This is a genomic window from Streptomyces sp. NBC_01017 (assembly GCF_045162795.1).
Taxonomy (GTDB): Bacteria; Actinomycetota; Actinomycetes; order Streptomycetales; family Streptomycetaceae; genus Streptomyces; species Streptomyces machairae.
In genome coordinates this window covers 8474423-8487464 of record NZ_CP108683.1, presented here as the reverse complement: position 1 = coordinate 8487464, position 13042 = coordinate 8474423, and the positions used below count along the sequence as shown (strand labels likewise).

The 13042-nt window shown below is 72.6% G+C and carries 11 protein-coding genes; 5 read left to right on the top strand and 6 right to left on the bottom strand.

Annotated features, from left to right (window positions below; all coding sequences use genetic code 11):
- Positions 1 to 138: 138 nt before the first annotated feature.
- Entirely contained in the window at positions 139 to 507 is a 369-nt protein-coding gene (locus OG331_RS38955) for a DUF1844 domain-containing protein (protein WP_406205590.1), read from the top strand.
- Between the two features lie 34 nt (positions 508 to 541).
- Here the strand turns inward: OG331_RS38955 and OG331_RS38950 are convergent, their stop codons facing one another.
- Positions 542 to 1273: an SseB family protein gene (locus OG331_RS38950; protein ID WP_406205587.1), complete on the bottom strand. Its 732-nt coding sequence runs from the start codon at positions 1271 to 1273 to the stop codon at positions 542 to 544.
- A 148-nt stretch (positions 1274 to 1421) separates the two neighbouring features.
- On the opposite strand from OG331_RS38950, the gene OG331_RS38945 reads away from it, so the two are divergent.
- Positions 1422 to 2354 carry a serine hydrolase gene (locus OG331_RS38945; protein WP_406205584.1) on the top strand — a complete coding sequence of 311 codons (933 nt, stop codon included), beginning with the start codon at positions 1422 to 1424 and terminating at the stop codon, positions 2352 to 2354.
- On the opposite strand, the gene mycP is transcribed toward OG331_RS38945, so the two are convergent.
- Both mycP and OG331_RS38935 read right to left on the bottom strand, forming a co-directional pair.
- Positions 2351 to 3514, bottom strand: a complete 1164-nt coding sequence (gene mycP / locus OG331_RS38940; protein WP_406210592.1) for a type VII secretion-associated serine protease mycosin — start codon at positions 3512 to 3514, stop codon at positions 2351 to 2353. The genes OG331_RS38945 and mycP overlap by 4 nt on opposite strands.
- A gap of 68 nt (positions 3515 to 3582) precedes the next feature.
- Positions 3583 to 5484: a hypothetical protein gene (locus tag OG331_RS38935; RefSeq protein ID WP_406205581.1), complete on the bottom strand. Its 1902-nt coding sequence runs from the start codon at positions 5482 to 5484 to the stop codon at positions 3583 to 3585.
- A 280-nt stretch (positions 5485 to 5764) separates the two neighbouring features.
- On the opposite strand from OG331_RS38935, the gene OG331_RS38930 reads away from it, so the two are divergent.
- On the top strand, positions 5765 to 6967 hold the full coding sequence (locus tag OG331_RS38930; RefSeq protein WP_406205578.1) for an amino acid deaminase/aldolase: 1203 nt from the start codon (positions 5765 to 5767) through the stop codon (positions 6965 to 6967).
- 81 nt (positions 6968 to 7048) lie between these two features.
- Here the strand turns inward: OG331_RS38930 and OG331_RS38925 are convergent, their stop codons facing one another.
- The 3 genes from OG331_RS38925 to OG331_RS38915 are packed head-to-tail and all read right to left on the bottom strand — an operon-like array spanning position 7049 to position 10574.
- A complete protein-coding gene (locus OG331_RS38925; RefSeq protein WP_406205576.1) occupies positions 7049 to 7831 on the bottom strand; it encodes a 3-oxoacyl-ACP reductase in 783 nt (260 codons plus the stop codon).
- A complete protein-coding gene (locus tag OG331_RS38920; protein WP_406205573.1) occupies positions 7828 to 9201 on the bottom strand; it encodes an aldehyde dehydrogenase family protein in 1374 nt (457 codons plus the stop codon). Before OG331_RS38920 ends, OG331_RS38925 begins: the two co-directional genes overlap by 4 nt.
- An 8-nt stretch (positions 9202 to 9209) precedes the next feature.
- Positions 9210 to 10574 (bottom strand): glutamine synthetase family protein, encoded by a 1365-nt coding sequence (locus tag OG331_RS38915; protein ID WP_406205570.1) that lies wholly within the window; start codon positions 10572 to 10574, stop codon positions 9210 to 9212.
- Between the two features lie 86 nt (positions 10575 to 10660).
- Between OG331_RS38915 and OG331_RS38910 the strand changes: the two genes are divergently transcribed.
- Together OG331_RS38910 and eat are read left to right on the top strand one after the other, a co-directional pair.
- Positions 10661 to 11407, top strand: coding sequence for a FadR/GntR family transcriptional regulator (locus OG331_RS38910; protein WP_406205567.1), 747 nt, complete (start codon positions 10661 to 10663; stop codon positions 11405 to 11407).
- 166 nt (positions 11408 to 11573) lie between these two features.
- Positions 11574 to 13019 carry an ethanolamine permease gene (gene eat, locus OG331_RS38905; RefSeq protein WP_406205565.1) on the top strand — a complete coding sequence of 482 codons (1446 nt, stop codon included), beginning with the start codon at positions 11574 to 11576 and terminating at the stop codon, positions 13017 to 13019.
- Positions 13020 to 13042 lie beyond the last annotated feature (23 nt).

Sequence of the window (13042 nt, the reverse complement as noted above, 5' to 3'; positions counted from 1 at the left end):
CCTCCACTTGTGGGCCGGACACCCTCACTGCTCATGGGTCGTCCAGCCGGTCGTCACACAAGGTTAGCAGCTCCGGAAGGGAAGGGCTAACCGAGGCCAACTGGGGGCCGGGCCGCCACGGCACCTATCGTGTCAGGCATGAGTGAGACCTCCCCCTCCGGCTCCGCCGAGCAGCCCGACTTCAACGAGATGACCCGCGACATCGCCGAGGTCCCGGCGGTCGAGGTGATCGTGACGGTCGCCGTCAACCTGATGAGCGCCGCCGCCGTGAAGCTCGGTCTGACCGAGGAGGGCGACAGGTTCAAGGACCTGGACGAGGCACGCAAGCTCGTGCACGCCCTCGCCGGTCTGCTGGACGCGAGCGCGACCGAGATCAGCTCCTTCCACGCGGCGCCGCTGCGTGACGGTCTGAAGTCGCTGCAGCTGGCCTTCCGCGAGGCGTCGATCGTCCCGGACGAGCCGGGCCAGGGCCCGGGCGAGAAGTACACCGGCCCGATCTACGGCTAGCCCGGCGGCGGGTCCGTCCGCTGGATCCGTCCGCTCATCCGCGTACGAACAGGGGCTCGCCCGGTGGCGTCGCCTCGGTCGGCAGCAGTGCCAGATCGAGGCCGTGCACCAGGCGGGCCCTCAGTGTTGCGTCGGCGGCGAGGCGCTCCGCCACCGCCCGCGCGGCCTGGGCCGGGGGCGCGGACGGGTCCAGTACGAGGGCGAGGGTGCCGTCGGCCTGCCCCGGGCCGAGGTGGGCGCGCAGGACGGCGGGCTCGGCGGCGACGGCGGCGCGTACGGCCGCCAGCACGGCCGGGTCGGTGAGCGGGTCGGTCGTCGTACGGCCCTCGGCGAGCGCGAGCAGTGAGCGCCCCGACAGCTCGAACGGCACCGGGCCGGCCATGTCCAGCACGATCGTGTCCGCCTTCTCGTGCGCCGCGGCCTGCAGGGCCTGGTGCAGAGGGACGGCGACGGGGCGGGCCGCCGGGTCCCAGCGGGCGAGCGACTCGGTGGACGTGAAGGCGGGCAGGGCGGTGCGCTCGCCGGCCTTCAGGGTCGGTACGGCCATGTCGCTGGTCTTCTCACGGCGCAGCCCGTTCTCGTCCTCCTCGACCTCGCCGAGCACGGCCACGACCGGGACGAGCAGCCGGGCAGCCTTGAGCGCCTCCAGGACCGGGCCTTGGGCAGTGCGGTCCTCGGCCCAGGCGGCGAGCGCGGCGCTCAGCCGGGGGTCGGCGGAGCCGTCGTCGTCGGAGAAGAGAGAGTCGGGAATGTTCTTGTTCGCCACGGTCACCGACCCTATCGGGGGGATGCTGCTGCGCTTGTGCGGCCCCGGAAACCTCGCTGTGACGCCCTCACCGGATTCTCAGTTCTCCCTGACACAGATCTAACGTCCGTCTAACGGCCCGCACAGTCGCCGCCCCGACGATCGCGGGATGGAGTCCCCCAGAGCTCGCGCCCGTCGGCGACGCCGGCCACTGCTGTTCACCGCGCTCGCCCTCCTCACCGTCGTCGGCGGCGCGGCCGCCGGGACCGTGTATGTGAAGGCTCAGGCGCACTCGGGCGGGAGGCCCGTATCGTCGGCGTCGGTGTCGGTTCAGGCAGGCGAGGAGGCTTCCGTGGAACCCGTGGCACAGCCGGCGGTGGACCACGACGCGGCCCTCGCCAAGGCCATGGCGCCGGTGACCGTCGAGGAGGGCGCCGAGGTGTCCGTGGCGGTGCTGGATCCGGAGTCCGGTGAGAGCGCCACGTACGGCAGCGGCAGCTTCGACACGGCGAGCGTCGTCAAGGTCGACATTCTGGCGGCGCTGCTGCTCCAGGCACAGGACGCGGGGCGACAGCTGACAGCGACGGAGAAGTCGTACGCGACCGCGATGATCCAGAACAGCGACAACGCCTCCGCATCTCAGCTGTGGCGGGCCATCGGGGAGGCGGCGGGGCTGGACGCCGCGAACGAGCGGCTCGGGCTCACCGCGACCGAGGGCGGTGACGGGATGCTGTGGGGGCTGACGCAGACCACCGCCGACGATCAACTGCGGCTGTTGCAGCAGGTGTTCGGGGAGGACTCGGAGCTGAGCGAGGCCTCACGGTCGTATCTGCGGGGGCTGATGGGGGAGATCGCCGTCGACCAGCAATGGGGCGTGTCGGCCGTGGCCGACGGCTCCGCGTGGGCGTTGAAGAACGGCTGGCTGCCGCGTACAGCCACCGGGCTGTGGGACATCAACAGCATCGGGCGGGTGACCGTGGACGGCCGCGCGTATCTGGTGGCGGTGCTGTCCGGCGGCAACTCGACGAAGGCGAAGGGGATTTCGCTGGTCGAGACGGCGGCCGGGGCGGCGGTGTCGGTGTTCACCGGACCCGGCCGCTAGAACTCGCGGCGTCCGCGTCGGCCCCGCCACACCACGACCGCCGAGACCAGCAGCAGGCCGCCGGCGCCGCCCGCGAGGGGGGCCGTCCAACTCGACGCGTCGTCCCCCGACTCGGCGGCGTCGGGACCCGAGCCGAAGTACTCCTCGCCGTAGGCCGCCGGCTGAAGCTTCTCCCGCTCCATGCGGGAGGCCTCCTTGATGGCGGCGGCCGGGTCGATGAAGCCGTAGCCGCGGGAGTCGTCGCGGCCGTCGGCGGGGGCGTTGCGTGCGGTGTCCTCGAGGACCTTCTTGATCTGGGCCGGGGTCAGGCCCGGGTGGGCGGACTTGACCAGGGCCACCGCTCCGGAGACGAAGGCGGCCGCGGCGCTCGTCCCCCAGCCCTCGTAGTACTTGTGGTCGGGGTCGGCGATGACGACGTTGACGCCGGGGGCGCTGACGGTGGCGTACCAGCGGCGGGTGGAGAAGGAGGCGCGGGTGCCGAACTTGTCGACGGCGGTGGCGGCGATGACGCCCGGGTAGGCGGCCGGGTAGGAGATGTGGTCGCCCTTCTCGCCGCCGTTGCCGGCCGAGGCGACGACGACGGAGCCCTTGTTCAGGGCGTACTGGACGGCCTCGTCCTCACCGGCCTCGGGGTGGGCGGACTTGGAGTCGTCGCCGAGGGAGAGGTTGATGACGTCGGCGCCGTGGTCGGCAGCCCAGCGGATGCCTTCGGCGAGGGCGTTGCCGCGGCTGCTGCGGGCCTTGGCGCGGGCGGGGTCGCCGTCCTCCAGGATGACGCGGACGGGGAGGATCTTGGCCTCGGGCGCGATGCCCATGACGCCGTCGCCGTTGCCCGCGCCGTGTCCGTGCCCGGCGATGATGCCGGCCATCGCGGTGCCGTGCCGGGCCCAGGCGCGGTCGCCGCGCCGGGCTCCGAAGCCGACCATGTCCTTGCCTTCGAGGACGTTGCCGGCCAGGTCGGGGTGGTCGTCCTCCACGCCGGTGTCGAGGACGGCGACGGTCATGCCCTTGCCCTTGGTGGTCTGCCAGGCCTCCTCGGTGTGCATGGCGTCCAGGGCCCACTGCTGGGCCCGTATGGAGTCGGCGTGCGCGGCGGTGGGCGGCAGGACGGCGAGGCAGGCGCCGAGGAGGACGGCGAGGGAGCCGGTCCGGCGGGTCATGAAGGTCTTCACAGTCCTGGTCACGGCGCCGGCCGCCGCACTGTTCATGCCGGTGTTCGTGCGGGTGCTCATGACGGCTGCTCCGTGGACGTGCCGACGTTCTTGCGCAGGGAGCGCTCGACGCGGTCGGCGAGACCCTGTGCCTCGTGGCCGAGGCCGGCCTGGGCGACGGCCGTGGTGTCGCCGGACTCCATCGCCTCCTTGGCGGGCTCGGGCTCGTCGACGGTGCGGTCGTCGGCCCAGCCGGAGACGGCGTAGACGACGACCGGGGCGTCGGTGAGGACGGAGACGGTCCAGGAGGCACGCTGTTCGTCGCCTAATCCGGCGGCCGGGGTGCCCTTCGCGGCGTAGGAGCGGGGCATCAGGTCCGTACGGCGGTCCAGGCCCTCTTTGGTGAAGCGGGTGTCGAGCGAGCGCATGGCGGTGGCGTCGGCCGTGGTGAAGAGCAGGCCGACGGTGGTGACGTAGCTCTGGGTGGCGTCGATGTAGGTGGCGCGCAGGAGGCGCTCGCAGCCGACGGTGGACAGAGCCTTGCGCAGGAGCGGGTCGAAGGCGTTCGCGCAGCCCGTGTCGGGGGCGACGGCGATCCGCGTCCAGGTCCGGTCGGCGCCACCGGGGCCGGCGCCCCGGCCGATCACGGTGGGCGGGAACAGCTGGTCGACGGGAACGCTGTGCCACAGGCTTCCGGCTGTGGCGAAGGTGTCCTGCGTGCCGCCGTCGCCGGGCTCGCCGATCAGCCAACTCCCGGTCACGGCCCCGCCGATGAGCCCCAGCCCGAGCACGACGCCGGCGGCTGCCACGGCGACCCGCGGCCTGATCCGCAGCCCGAGGGGCCGCGGTCGCGCCTGCTCGTCGTACCCCTCGGGCTGCCCGAACGAGACGACCGGCCGCCCGGCCCCCGGGCTCCCGCCCGGCGCCATCGGGGCGCTCCAGGAGAGCGACGGATCCGGGGAGAACGCGGCGGAGCCGTGGCCGTTCGAGGAGTGGCCGGCGTGTGTGGAGTGCTGGGTGTCGGGCGCGGACCCGGCGGGGGCCGAGGCCGCGTATCCGCGCGCCTCCGACCCGTTCCCTGCCGAGGGCCGGGGTGCGGGACGCTGCGGGGGCAGCGCGACGGAAGCGGGGCCGCGAGGGGGCTCGCCGGGGGCGGAGCCGGGGCGGGTGGCGGGCCTGGGGGACATGCCGGCCGAGCTCTGCGCGGGGCTGGGAGCCGCGTGCGGGGGCATGGCGCCGGGGCCCTGCGTGGCGGAGGTGGCCGAGTGCGGGGGCATGGGGCCGGAGCCGTGCGCCGGTCCGGTGGACGGCTTCCGGGGCATGCCGGCAGAACCCGGCGCCGGTCCGGAGCTCGCCTGCGCGGGCATACCGCTGGAGCCTTGCGGGCCCCCGGTGCCCGGCTGGGCGGGGGTACCGACGGAGCCGTGCGGCCGGCCGGAGCCGGACGGTGCGGGCGTACCGACAGGACCTTGCGCCCTGCCGGAGCCCGCCTGCGGACGCTCGGTCGACTGGGGGCGTTCGGCGTACGGGCGGTTGCCCTGCTCCGGTGACGAGGGCGGGGTCATCCGGATCGGGCGGAGGCGGAACGTGGTCTCCGCCGCCGTTTCCGCGGGAGCGGCCGGGCGCCGGGGCGGGGAGGGACGCTCGGGCGGGCGGGGCGGCGTATCGCCGGGTGCGCTGTCGCGGTGCAACGATCCGCCACTGTCCTGACGTCCGGCCGACGGCGGGGTGTCCGGGAAGCGTGCCGATGCCCGGGGCGGTGGCGGGGCCGTCGCAGCGGTGTCCGCGGCGCTCGGGTTCTGGCGGGGCTGCGCACCGGAGGCCGCATCCGGGCCGCCGTCCTGCTGCTCACCCTGTGTGTCGGCGGACGTCGGAGGCTCCGCGGGTCTCGGCGGGGTCGACGGGCGGGGCGGGGTGGCGGGCGGTGGCGGCGTCGAGGGGCGTGGAGGGATGGGGGCACGCCGCGCTTCCGTGCTCATGCACCCCCCGTTTCCTCGTGTCCGGGCCCGTCCTCGTACGCGGGGCCGTCGTGCCGTTGTCCCTGGGCCCGGCCCGGCGCGGACTCGTCCGACCAGGCACGCATACCCGCACAGATGGAGCGTCATCCCGGCGCGCCGAGCGGCCGGGGATGTTCCCCACATGCGTGCGCGTCACTCTACGGGTTGATCCTGGGCGAACGGGAACCAGTCCGGGACCCCGTGTGCATCTGCCCGGAACATCCCCCTACCCTGCGGTAATCCTGCATGGCAGGCTTCGTTCATGACTGCGCGCGCCGCCGACCGGGCCCGTTACGACCGGGCCACCGCCCATCTCGACGCCCCACTCGCGATCGTGGACCTGGACGCCTTCGACGCCAACGCCGACGACCTGGTCCGCCGGGCCGGCGGCAAGCCGATCCGGGTCGCCAGCAAGTCCGTACGCTGCCGTGCCCTGCTCGAACGCGTCCTCGCGAAGGACGGCTTCGCGGGCCTGATGTCCTTCACCCTCGCCGAGTCCCTGTGGCTGGCCCGCTCCGGGTTCGACGACGTCCTGCTCGCCTATCCGTCGGCCGACCGCGCCGGGTTCGCCGAGCTGACCGGTGATCCCAAGCTCGCCTCCGCCGTCACCGTGATGATCGACGACCCGGCTCAGCTGCGGCTGATCGACGAGGCCCGGGCCGGCGGGCAGGAAGTGGTGCGGGTCTGTCTGGAGTTGGACACCTCGCTGAAGCTGTTCGGCGGCCGGGTGCGCGTCGGCGCCCGGCGTTCGCCGCTGCACTCCCCCGCCCAGGTCGCCGACATGGCCCGTGCCGTCGCCCGGCGGCCGGGGTTCGAGGTGGTCGGGATCATGGCGTACGAGGGGCACATCGCCGGGGTCGGGGACTCCTTGGCGGGGCGGCCGCTGCGGTCGCGTGCCGTACGGCTGATGCAGGCAGCCGCCCGCCGGGAACTCGCCGAGCGGCGGGCCGAGGTGGTGCGGGCCGTCCGGGCCGTGGCGCCGGGGCTGGAGTTCGTCAACGGCGGCGGGACCGGCAGTGTGCAGTTCACGGCCGCCGAGGACTGCGTCACGGAGATCGGGGCCGGGTCGGGACTGTACGTGCCGCGGCTGTTCGACAACTACACGTCCTTCAGCGGGCGTCCGGCCGCGCTGTTCGCCCAGCCCGTCGTGCGCCGGCCGGGGGTCGGGGTGGTGACCGTCCTCGGCGGCGGCTACCCGGCCTCGGGTGCGGCCGGACCCGACCGGCTCCCGGTGCCGTATCTGCCGGAGGGCCTGCGGTACGACCCTCAGGAGGGGCCCGGCGAGGTGCAGACGCCGCTGCTCGGCTCCCCCGCCGACGATCTCCTGCTCGGCGACAAGGTGTGGTTCCGGCACGCCAAGGCCGGTGAGCTGTGCGAGCGGTTCGACACGCTGCATCTCGTCGAGGGCGACGCGGTCACGGCGACCGTGCCGACGTACCGGGGTGAGGGCCACACCTTCCTGTGAGCCGGGACGGCTCCGGGGGCGGTGCGGGCGACGGCTCGGGGCCGCCGCCCGCAGGCATCGCCGGCGCTGTCCGTGGGACGGCTACAGCGGTGTGACGTACGCCCCGGAGATTCCGCCGTCGACCAGGAAGTCGGTGGCGTTCACGAACGAGGAGTCGTCGCTGGCCAGGAAGGCGACGGCGGCGGCGATCTCCTCGGCCTCGGCGAAACGGCCCACCGGGATGTGGACGAGCCGGCGCGCGGCGCGCTCGGGGTCCTTGGCGAACAGCTCCTGGAGCAGCGGGGTGTTGACCGGTCCCGGGCACAGGGCGTTGACCCGGATGCCGTCGCGGGCGAACTGCACACCCAGCTCGCGGGACATGGCGAGGACGCCGCCCTTGGAGGCCGTGTACGAGATCTGGGAGGTGGCGGCGCCCATCCTCGCCACGAAGGACGCCGTGTTGATGATGGAGCCCCTGCCCTGCTGCCGCATGTAGGGAATCGCGGCCTTGCAGCACAGGTAGACCGAGGTGAGGTTGACCTCCTGGACACGCTTCCAGGCGTCCAGGCCGGTCTCCAGGATGGAGTCGTCGTCGGGCGGCGAGATGCCGGCGTTGTTGAAGGCGATGTCGACGCTGCCGTAGGTGTCGTACGCCGTCCTGAACAGCGCCTCGACCTGCTCGGGGTCGGTGACGTCGACCTTGACGAAGGTTCCGCCGACCTCCTCCGCGGCCGCCTTGCCGCGCTGCTCGTCGACGTCGCCGCAGACGACGTGGGCACCCTCGGAGGCGAGCCGGCGGGCGGTGGCGAGGCCGATGCCGCTGCCGGCTCCGGTGATGACGGCGGTACGGCCGACCAGGCGTCGGCAGACAATCTGTTCGGTCACTGTGCGGAGCCCTCCGTGCTGATGAAGACGTTCTTGGTCTCGGTGAAGGCGGTCAGGGCGTCCGGGCCCAGCTCGCGGCCGATGCCGGACTGTTTGAAGCCGCCGAAGGGGGTCCAGTAGCGGACGCTGGAGTGGGAGTTGACGGACAGGTTGCCGGCCCGGACCGCCTGGGAGACGCGCAGGGCACGGCCGACGTCACGGGTCCAGATGGAGCCGGAGAGGCCGTAGTCGGTGGCGTTGGCGAGGCGGACGGCGTCGGCCTCGTCCTCGAAGGGGAGGACGACGGCCACGGGACCGAAGACCTCCTCGACGGCCACGCGCGCGTGCGGGTCGACGCCGGTGAGGACGGTGGGCGGGAACCAGAAGCCGGGGCCCTCGGGGGCCTTGCCGCGGATGCCGTCGAGGTCGTCGGTGACGTACGAACGGACCCGGTCCAGCTGGACCCTGGAGATCAGCGGGCCCATGTCGGTCTTCTCGTCGGCCGGGTCACCGACCGTCACCGCCTCGATCGCGGGGCTCAGCAGCTCCAGGAAGCGGTCGTAGGCGGAGCGCTGGACGAGGATGCGGGTGCGGGCACAGCAGTCCTGGCCGGAGTTGTCGAGGAAGGACATGGGGGCGGCGGCCGCGGCGGCTTCGAGGTCGGCGTCGGCGAAGACGATGTTGGGGCTCTTGCCGCCGAGTTCGAGGGTGACGCGCTTGAGGAGCGCCGAGCCCTTGGCCAGCACCTGCTTGCCCACGGCCGTCGACCCGGTGAAGACGATCTTCGCGACGCCCGGGTGCTCGACGAGGGCGTTGCCCGCGACGGGCCCGTGGCCGGGCAGCACCTGGAAGAGGCCCTCGGGAAGGCCTGCCTCCAGGGCGAGTTCGGCCAGGCGCAGGGCGGTCAGGGGGGTCGTCTCGGCGGGCTTGAGGATGACCGCGTTGCCGGCCGCGAGCGCCGGGGCGGCGCCCCAGGCCGCGATCGGCATCGGGAAGTTCCAGGGCGCGATGACGCCGACGACGCCGAGCGGTTCGAGGATCGTCACGTTCAGGCCGCCGGGAACCGGGATCTGCTGTCCGGTCAGCCGCTCCACTCCCCCGGCGGCGTAGTCGAGCAGATCGCGGACGTTGCCCGCCTCCCATCGGGCGTTGCCGACGGTGTGCCCGGCTTCCCGGACTTCCAGCTGGGCCAGTTCTTCGAGGTGTTCGTCGACGGCGACGGCGAACCGGCGCAGCAGTCGGGCACGTTCGCCGGGGGCGAGCGCGGACCACACGGTCTGCGCCTTCGTGGCACGTACGACCGCCGCGTCCACGTCGGCCGCGGTGGCGGCCGGGACCGTGGCGACGACCTCTTCGGTGGCCGGATTCAGTACCTGGAGCTGGTCGGACAAGTGGTGCCTCACATGCGTTCGAAGGAGCGGCGCAGCTCCCAGTCGGTGACCGCGGCGTCGAAGGCGTCCAGCTCGACGCGCGCCATGTTGCGGTAGTGGGCGACGACCTCGTCGCCGAAGGCGGCCTTGGCGATCGGGCTGTTCTCCCAGAGCTCGGCGGCCTCGCGCAGGGTCGTGGGGACGTGCTCGAAGCCGGCGGTGTAGGCGTTGCCGGGGCAGGGCTCGGGCAGCTCCAGCTTCTGCTCGATGCCGTACAGGCCGGCCGCGACCAGGCCGGCCACGGCGAGGTGCGGGTTGACGTCCCCGCCGGGCAGCCGGTTCTCGAACCGCATCGAGCGGCCGTGGCCGACGACACGCAGGGCGCAGGTGCGGTTGTCGTAGCCCCAGGCGACCGCGGTCGGGGCGAAGGAGCCGGGCTGGAACCGCTTGTAGGAGTTGATGTTGGGGGCGTACAGCAGGGAGAAGTCCCGCAGCGCGGCCAGCTGGCCGGCGAGGAAGTGGCGCATGACGTCCGACATGCCGCCTTCGCCGTCGCCCGGCATGGCGTTGTTGCCGGCCGTGTCCGCGAGGGAGAGGTGGATGTGGCAGGAGTTGCCCTCGCGCTCGTTGTACTTGGCCATGAAGGTGATCGAGACGCCCTCCTGGGCGGCGATCTCCTTGGTGCCGGTCTTGTAGATCGTGTGCTGGTCGCAGGTGACCAGGGCGTCGTCGTACTTGAACGCGATCTCGTGCTGGCCGGGGTTGCACTCGCCCTTGGCGGACTCGACGGTGAGGCCGGCGGCGGCCATTTCGTTGCGGATGCGCCGCAGCAGGGGCTCGATCCGGCCGGTCCCCAGCACCGAGTAGTCGATGTTGTACTGGTTCGCCGGCGTGAGCCCTCTGTAGCCCGCGTCCCAGGCCTGCTCGTAGGTGTCCTTGAAGACGATGAACTCCAGCTCGGTGCCGACCTTGGCGGTGTACCCGTGCTCGGCGAGGCGCTCCAGCTGGCGGCGCAGTATCTGGCGGGGCGCGGCGACCACGGGCGAGCCGTCGCTCCAGGCGAGGTCGGCGACGAGCATGGCGGTGCCGGCGTTCCAGGGGACGCGGCGGAGCGTGGCCAGGTCGGGGAGCATGGCGAAGTCGCCGTAGCCGCGGTCCCAGGACGACATCTCGTAGCCGTCGACGGTGTTCATCTCGGTGTCGACGGCGAGGAGGTAGTTGCAGCCCTCGGTGCCGTGGTGGAGGACGTCATCGAGGAAGAAGCGGGCGGCGAACCGCTTGCCCTGGAGCCGCCCTTGCATATCTGGGAAGGCCAGGACGACAGTGTCGATCTCACCGCTCGCGACGAGGGCGTGCAGCTCCTCGACGCTCAGCGGGGGTGTGCGGTCTGCCACGGGAGAGCCTCCATTCGGCTACTTCGGTCAGCCGGGAGCCATAAGGTATTGCTGATGACCATTGCTTGGGAAGGGGGTACGGCCACATGTCGCAGGCGGAAACGGAGCACGAGGCGCCCGGGGCCGACGACCGGCTGACGTCGGTCCTGCGGCCGGTGCGGGCCGGCAACGGCTTCGAGGAGGCCCTGGAGCAGATCCTCCAGGTGGTCCGGCTCGGCCTGGTGCCGGGCGGCGAACGGCTGCCCGCGGAGCGCGAGTTGGCGGACCGGCTGGGGATCAGCCGGGTGACGCTGCGCGAGGTGCTGAAGGTGCTCCAGGACCAGGGGCTGGTCGAGTCGCGGCGCGGGCGCTACGGCGGAACGTTCGTGCTGCCGCGGCCCGTGACACCGGGCGAGGAGGAGCTGCGCCGCCGCCTCAAGGACGTCGACGTCGAGGACGCGCTGCGCTTCCGCGAGGTCCTCGAGGTGGGCGCGGCCGGGCTGTGCGCGGCGCACGGCCTTGACGAGGAGCAGGCCGACCGGCTCCGTGAGGCGCTGACCCGCACGCACGACGCCCCGCTCGCCGAGTACCGCCGTCTGGACACGCTGCTGCACCTGACGCTCGCCGAGCTGTCCGGCTCCCCCACGCTCACCGCCCAGTACGCGGCCGTCCGCGCGACGGTCAACGACCTGCTCGACTGCATCCCGCTGCTCGTCCGCAATCTGGAGCACTCGCAGCGCCAGCACACCGCTCTGGTGGAGGCCGTGATCGAGGGGAACGCCGAGTGCGCGCGGGAGATCATGCGGGAGCACTGCGGGGGGACGGCGGCGCTGCTGCGCGGCTTCCTGGGCTGAGCGCGGCCACGCCCCCCGCGTGTGGATTTACAGGCGATTAACGCAAGGGGCTTGCCTTTGAGCGGCCGACACCGCAAAGGTATGCATCCATTCCATTGAGCCGGAGCCCGGTCGACCCCACCGTGCCCGGAAGAGCCCGGTGTCCATCGCACGTGGGGAGTTGGCCATGTCCCTCGAATCCACAAGCACACCCGCCGCCGCTGAGGCGGACGACTATCTCAAGCGCAGAGCACTGCGCCGCGGCAGCGCCGGCTGGGTGCTGCTGACCGGTCTCGGCGTCGCGTACGTCGTGTCCGGCGACTACTCCGGCTGGAACTTCGGCCTGGCGGAAGGCGGCTTCGGCGGCCTGGCGATCGCCATGGTGCTCATGGGCGCGATGTACGCGTGCATGGTCTTCGCCCTGGCCGAGCTGTCCTCGATCCTGCCGACGGCGGGCGGCGGCTACGGCTTCGCCCGCCGCGCCCTGGGCCCCTGGGGCGGCTTCCTGACCGGTACGGCAATCCTCATCGAGTACGTCCTCGCGCCCGCCGCCATCGTCATCTTCATCGGCGACTACGTCGAGTCGCTGGGGCTGTTCGGCCTGGAGTCGGGCTGGCCGATGTACCTGGTCTGCTTCGCGATCTTCCTCGGCATCCATCTCTGGGGCGTCGGCGAGGCGCTGCGCTTCAGCTTTGTCGTCACCGGCATCGCGGTGGTCGCCCTGATCGTGTTCGCGCTGGCGGCGCTGCCCGAGTTCTCCTTCGGCTCGCTGGACGACATCCCGGTCGACACGTCGGCCGCGGGGTCCAGCTCCTGGCTGCCCTTCGGGCTGCTCGGGATCTGGGCGGCGTTCCCCTTCGGGATGTGGTTCTTCCTGGGCGTCGAGGGGGTGCCGCTGGCGGCCGAGGAGACCAAGGAGCCGGCCCGTACGCTGCCGAAGGCGATCCGCTGGTCCATGGCCATTCTGGTGGTGCTGGCCGTGGTGACCTTCGTCGCGGCGGCCGGTGCGCGCGGCTCGGCGGCGATCCAGGAGGCGGGCAACCCGCTGGTCGAGGCGCTCCAGCCGGACGGCGAGGCGACGACGCTGAGCAGGATCGTGAACTACGCGGGCCTCGCAGGCCTGGTGGCGTCGTTCTTCTCCCTCATCTACGCGGGCTCGCGCCAGCTGTTCGCCCTGTCCCGAGCCGGCTATCTCCCCCGCTTCCTCTCCCTGACCAGCAGCCGCAAGGCGCCGTACCTGGGCCTTCTGGTCCCAGGCACGATCGGCTTCCTGCTGGCTGCGATCTCGGGCGACGGCGCGCGGATGCTGAACATCGCGGTGTTCGGCGCGACCATCTCCTACGCGCTGATGTCCCTCTCGCACATCGTGCTGCGCCGCCGGGAGCCGGAGCTGGCACGGCCGTACCGCACGCCGGGCGGGGTGCTGACGTCGTCGGTCGCCCTGGTCCTGGCGTGCGCGGCGCTGGTGGCGACGTTCCTGGTGGACGTGACGGCGGCCCTGATCGCGCTGGCGGTGTACGTGGTGGCCGTCGGGTACTTCGGCCTCTACAGCCGTAAGCGGCTGGTGGCGAAGGCGCCGGAGGAGGAGTTCGCGGCGCTGGCGGCTGCCGAGGCAGAGTTGGCACGGGACTGAACGCGTCGCCGTGAATTCGCTGT

Coding starts and splice junctions, on each gene's coding strand:
- OG331_RS38955 (WP_406205590.1), top strand. CDS start 139: ATGAGTGAGACCTCCCCCTCCGGCTCCGCCGAGCAGCCCGACTTCAAC.
- OG331_RS38945 (WP_406205584.1), top strand. CDS start 1,422: ATGGAGTCCCCCAGAGCTCGCGCCCGTCGGCGACGCCGGCCACTGCTG.
- mycP (WP_406210592.1), bottom strand. CDS start 3,514: ATGACCCGCCGGACCGGCTCCCTCGCCGTCCTCCTCGGCGCCTGCCTC.
- OG331_RS38935 (WP_406205581.1), bottom strand. CDS start 5,484: ATGAGCACGGAAGCGCGGCGTGCCCCCATCCCTCCACGCCCCTCGACG.
- OG331_RS38930 (WP_406205578.1), top strand. CDS start 5,765: ATGACTGCGCGCGCCGCCGACCGGGCCCGTTACGACCGGGCCACCGCC.
- OG331_RS38910 (WP_406205567.1), top strand. CDS start 10,661: ATGTCGCAGGCGGAAACGGAGCACGAGGCGCCCGGGGCCGACGACCGG.
- eat (WP_406205565.1), top strand. CDS start 11,574: ATGTCCCTCGAATCCACAAGCACACCCGCCGCCGCTGAGGCGGACGAC.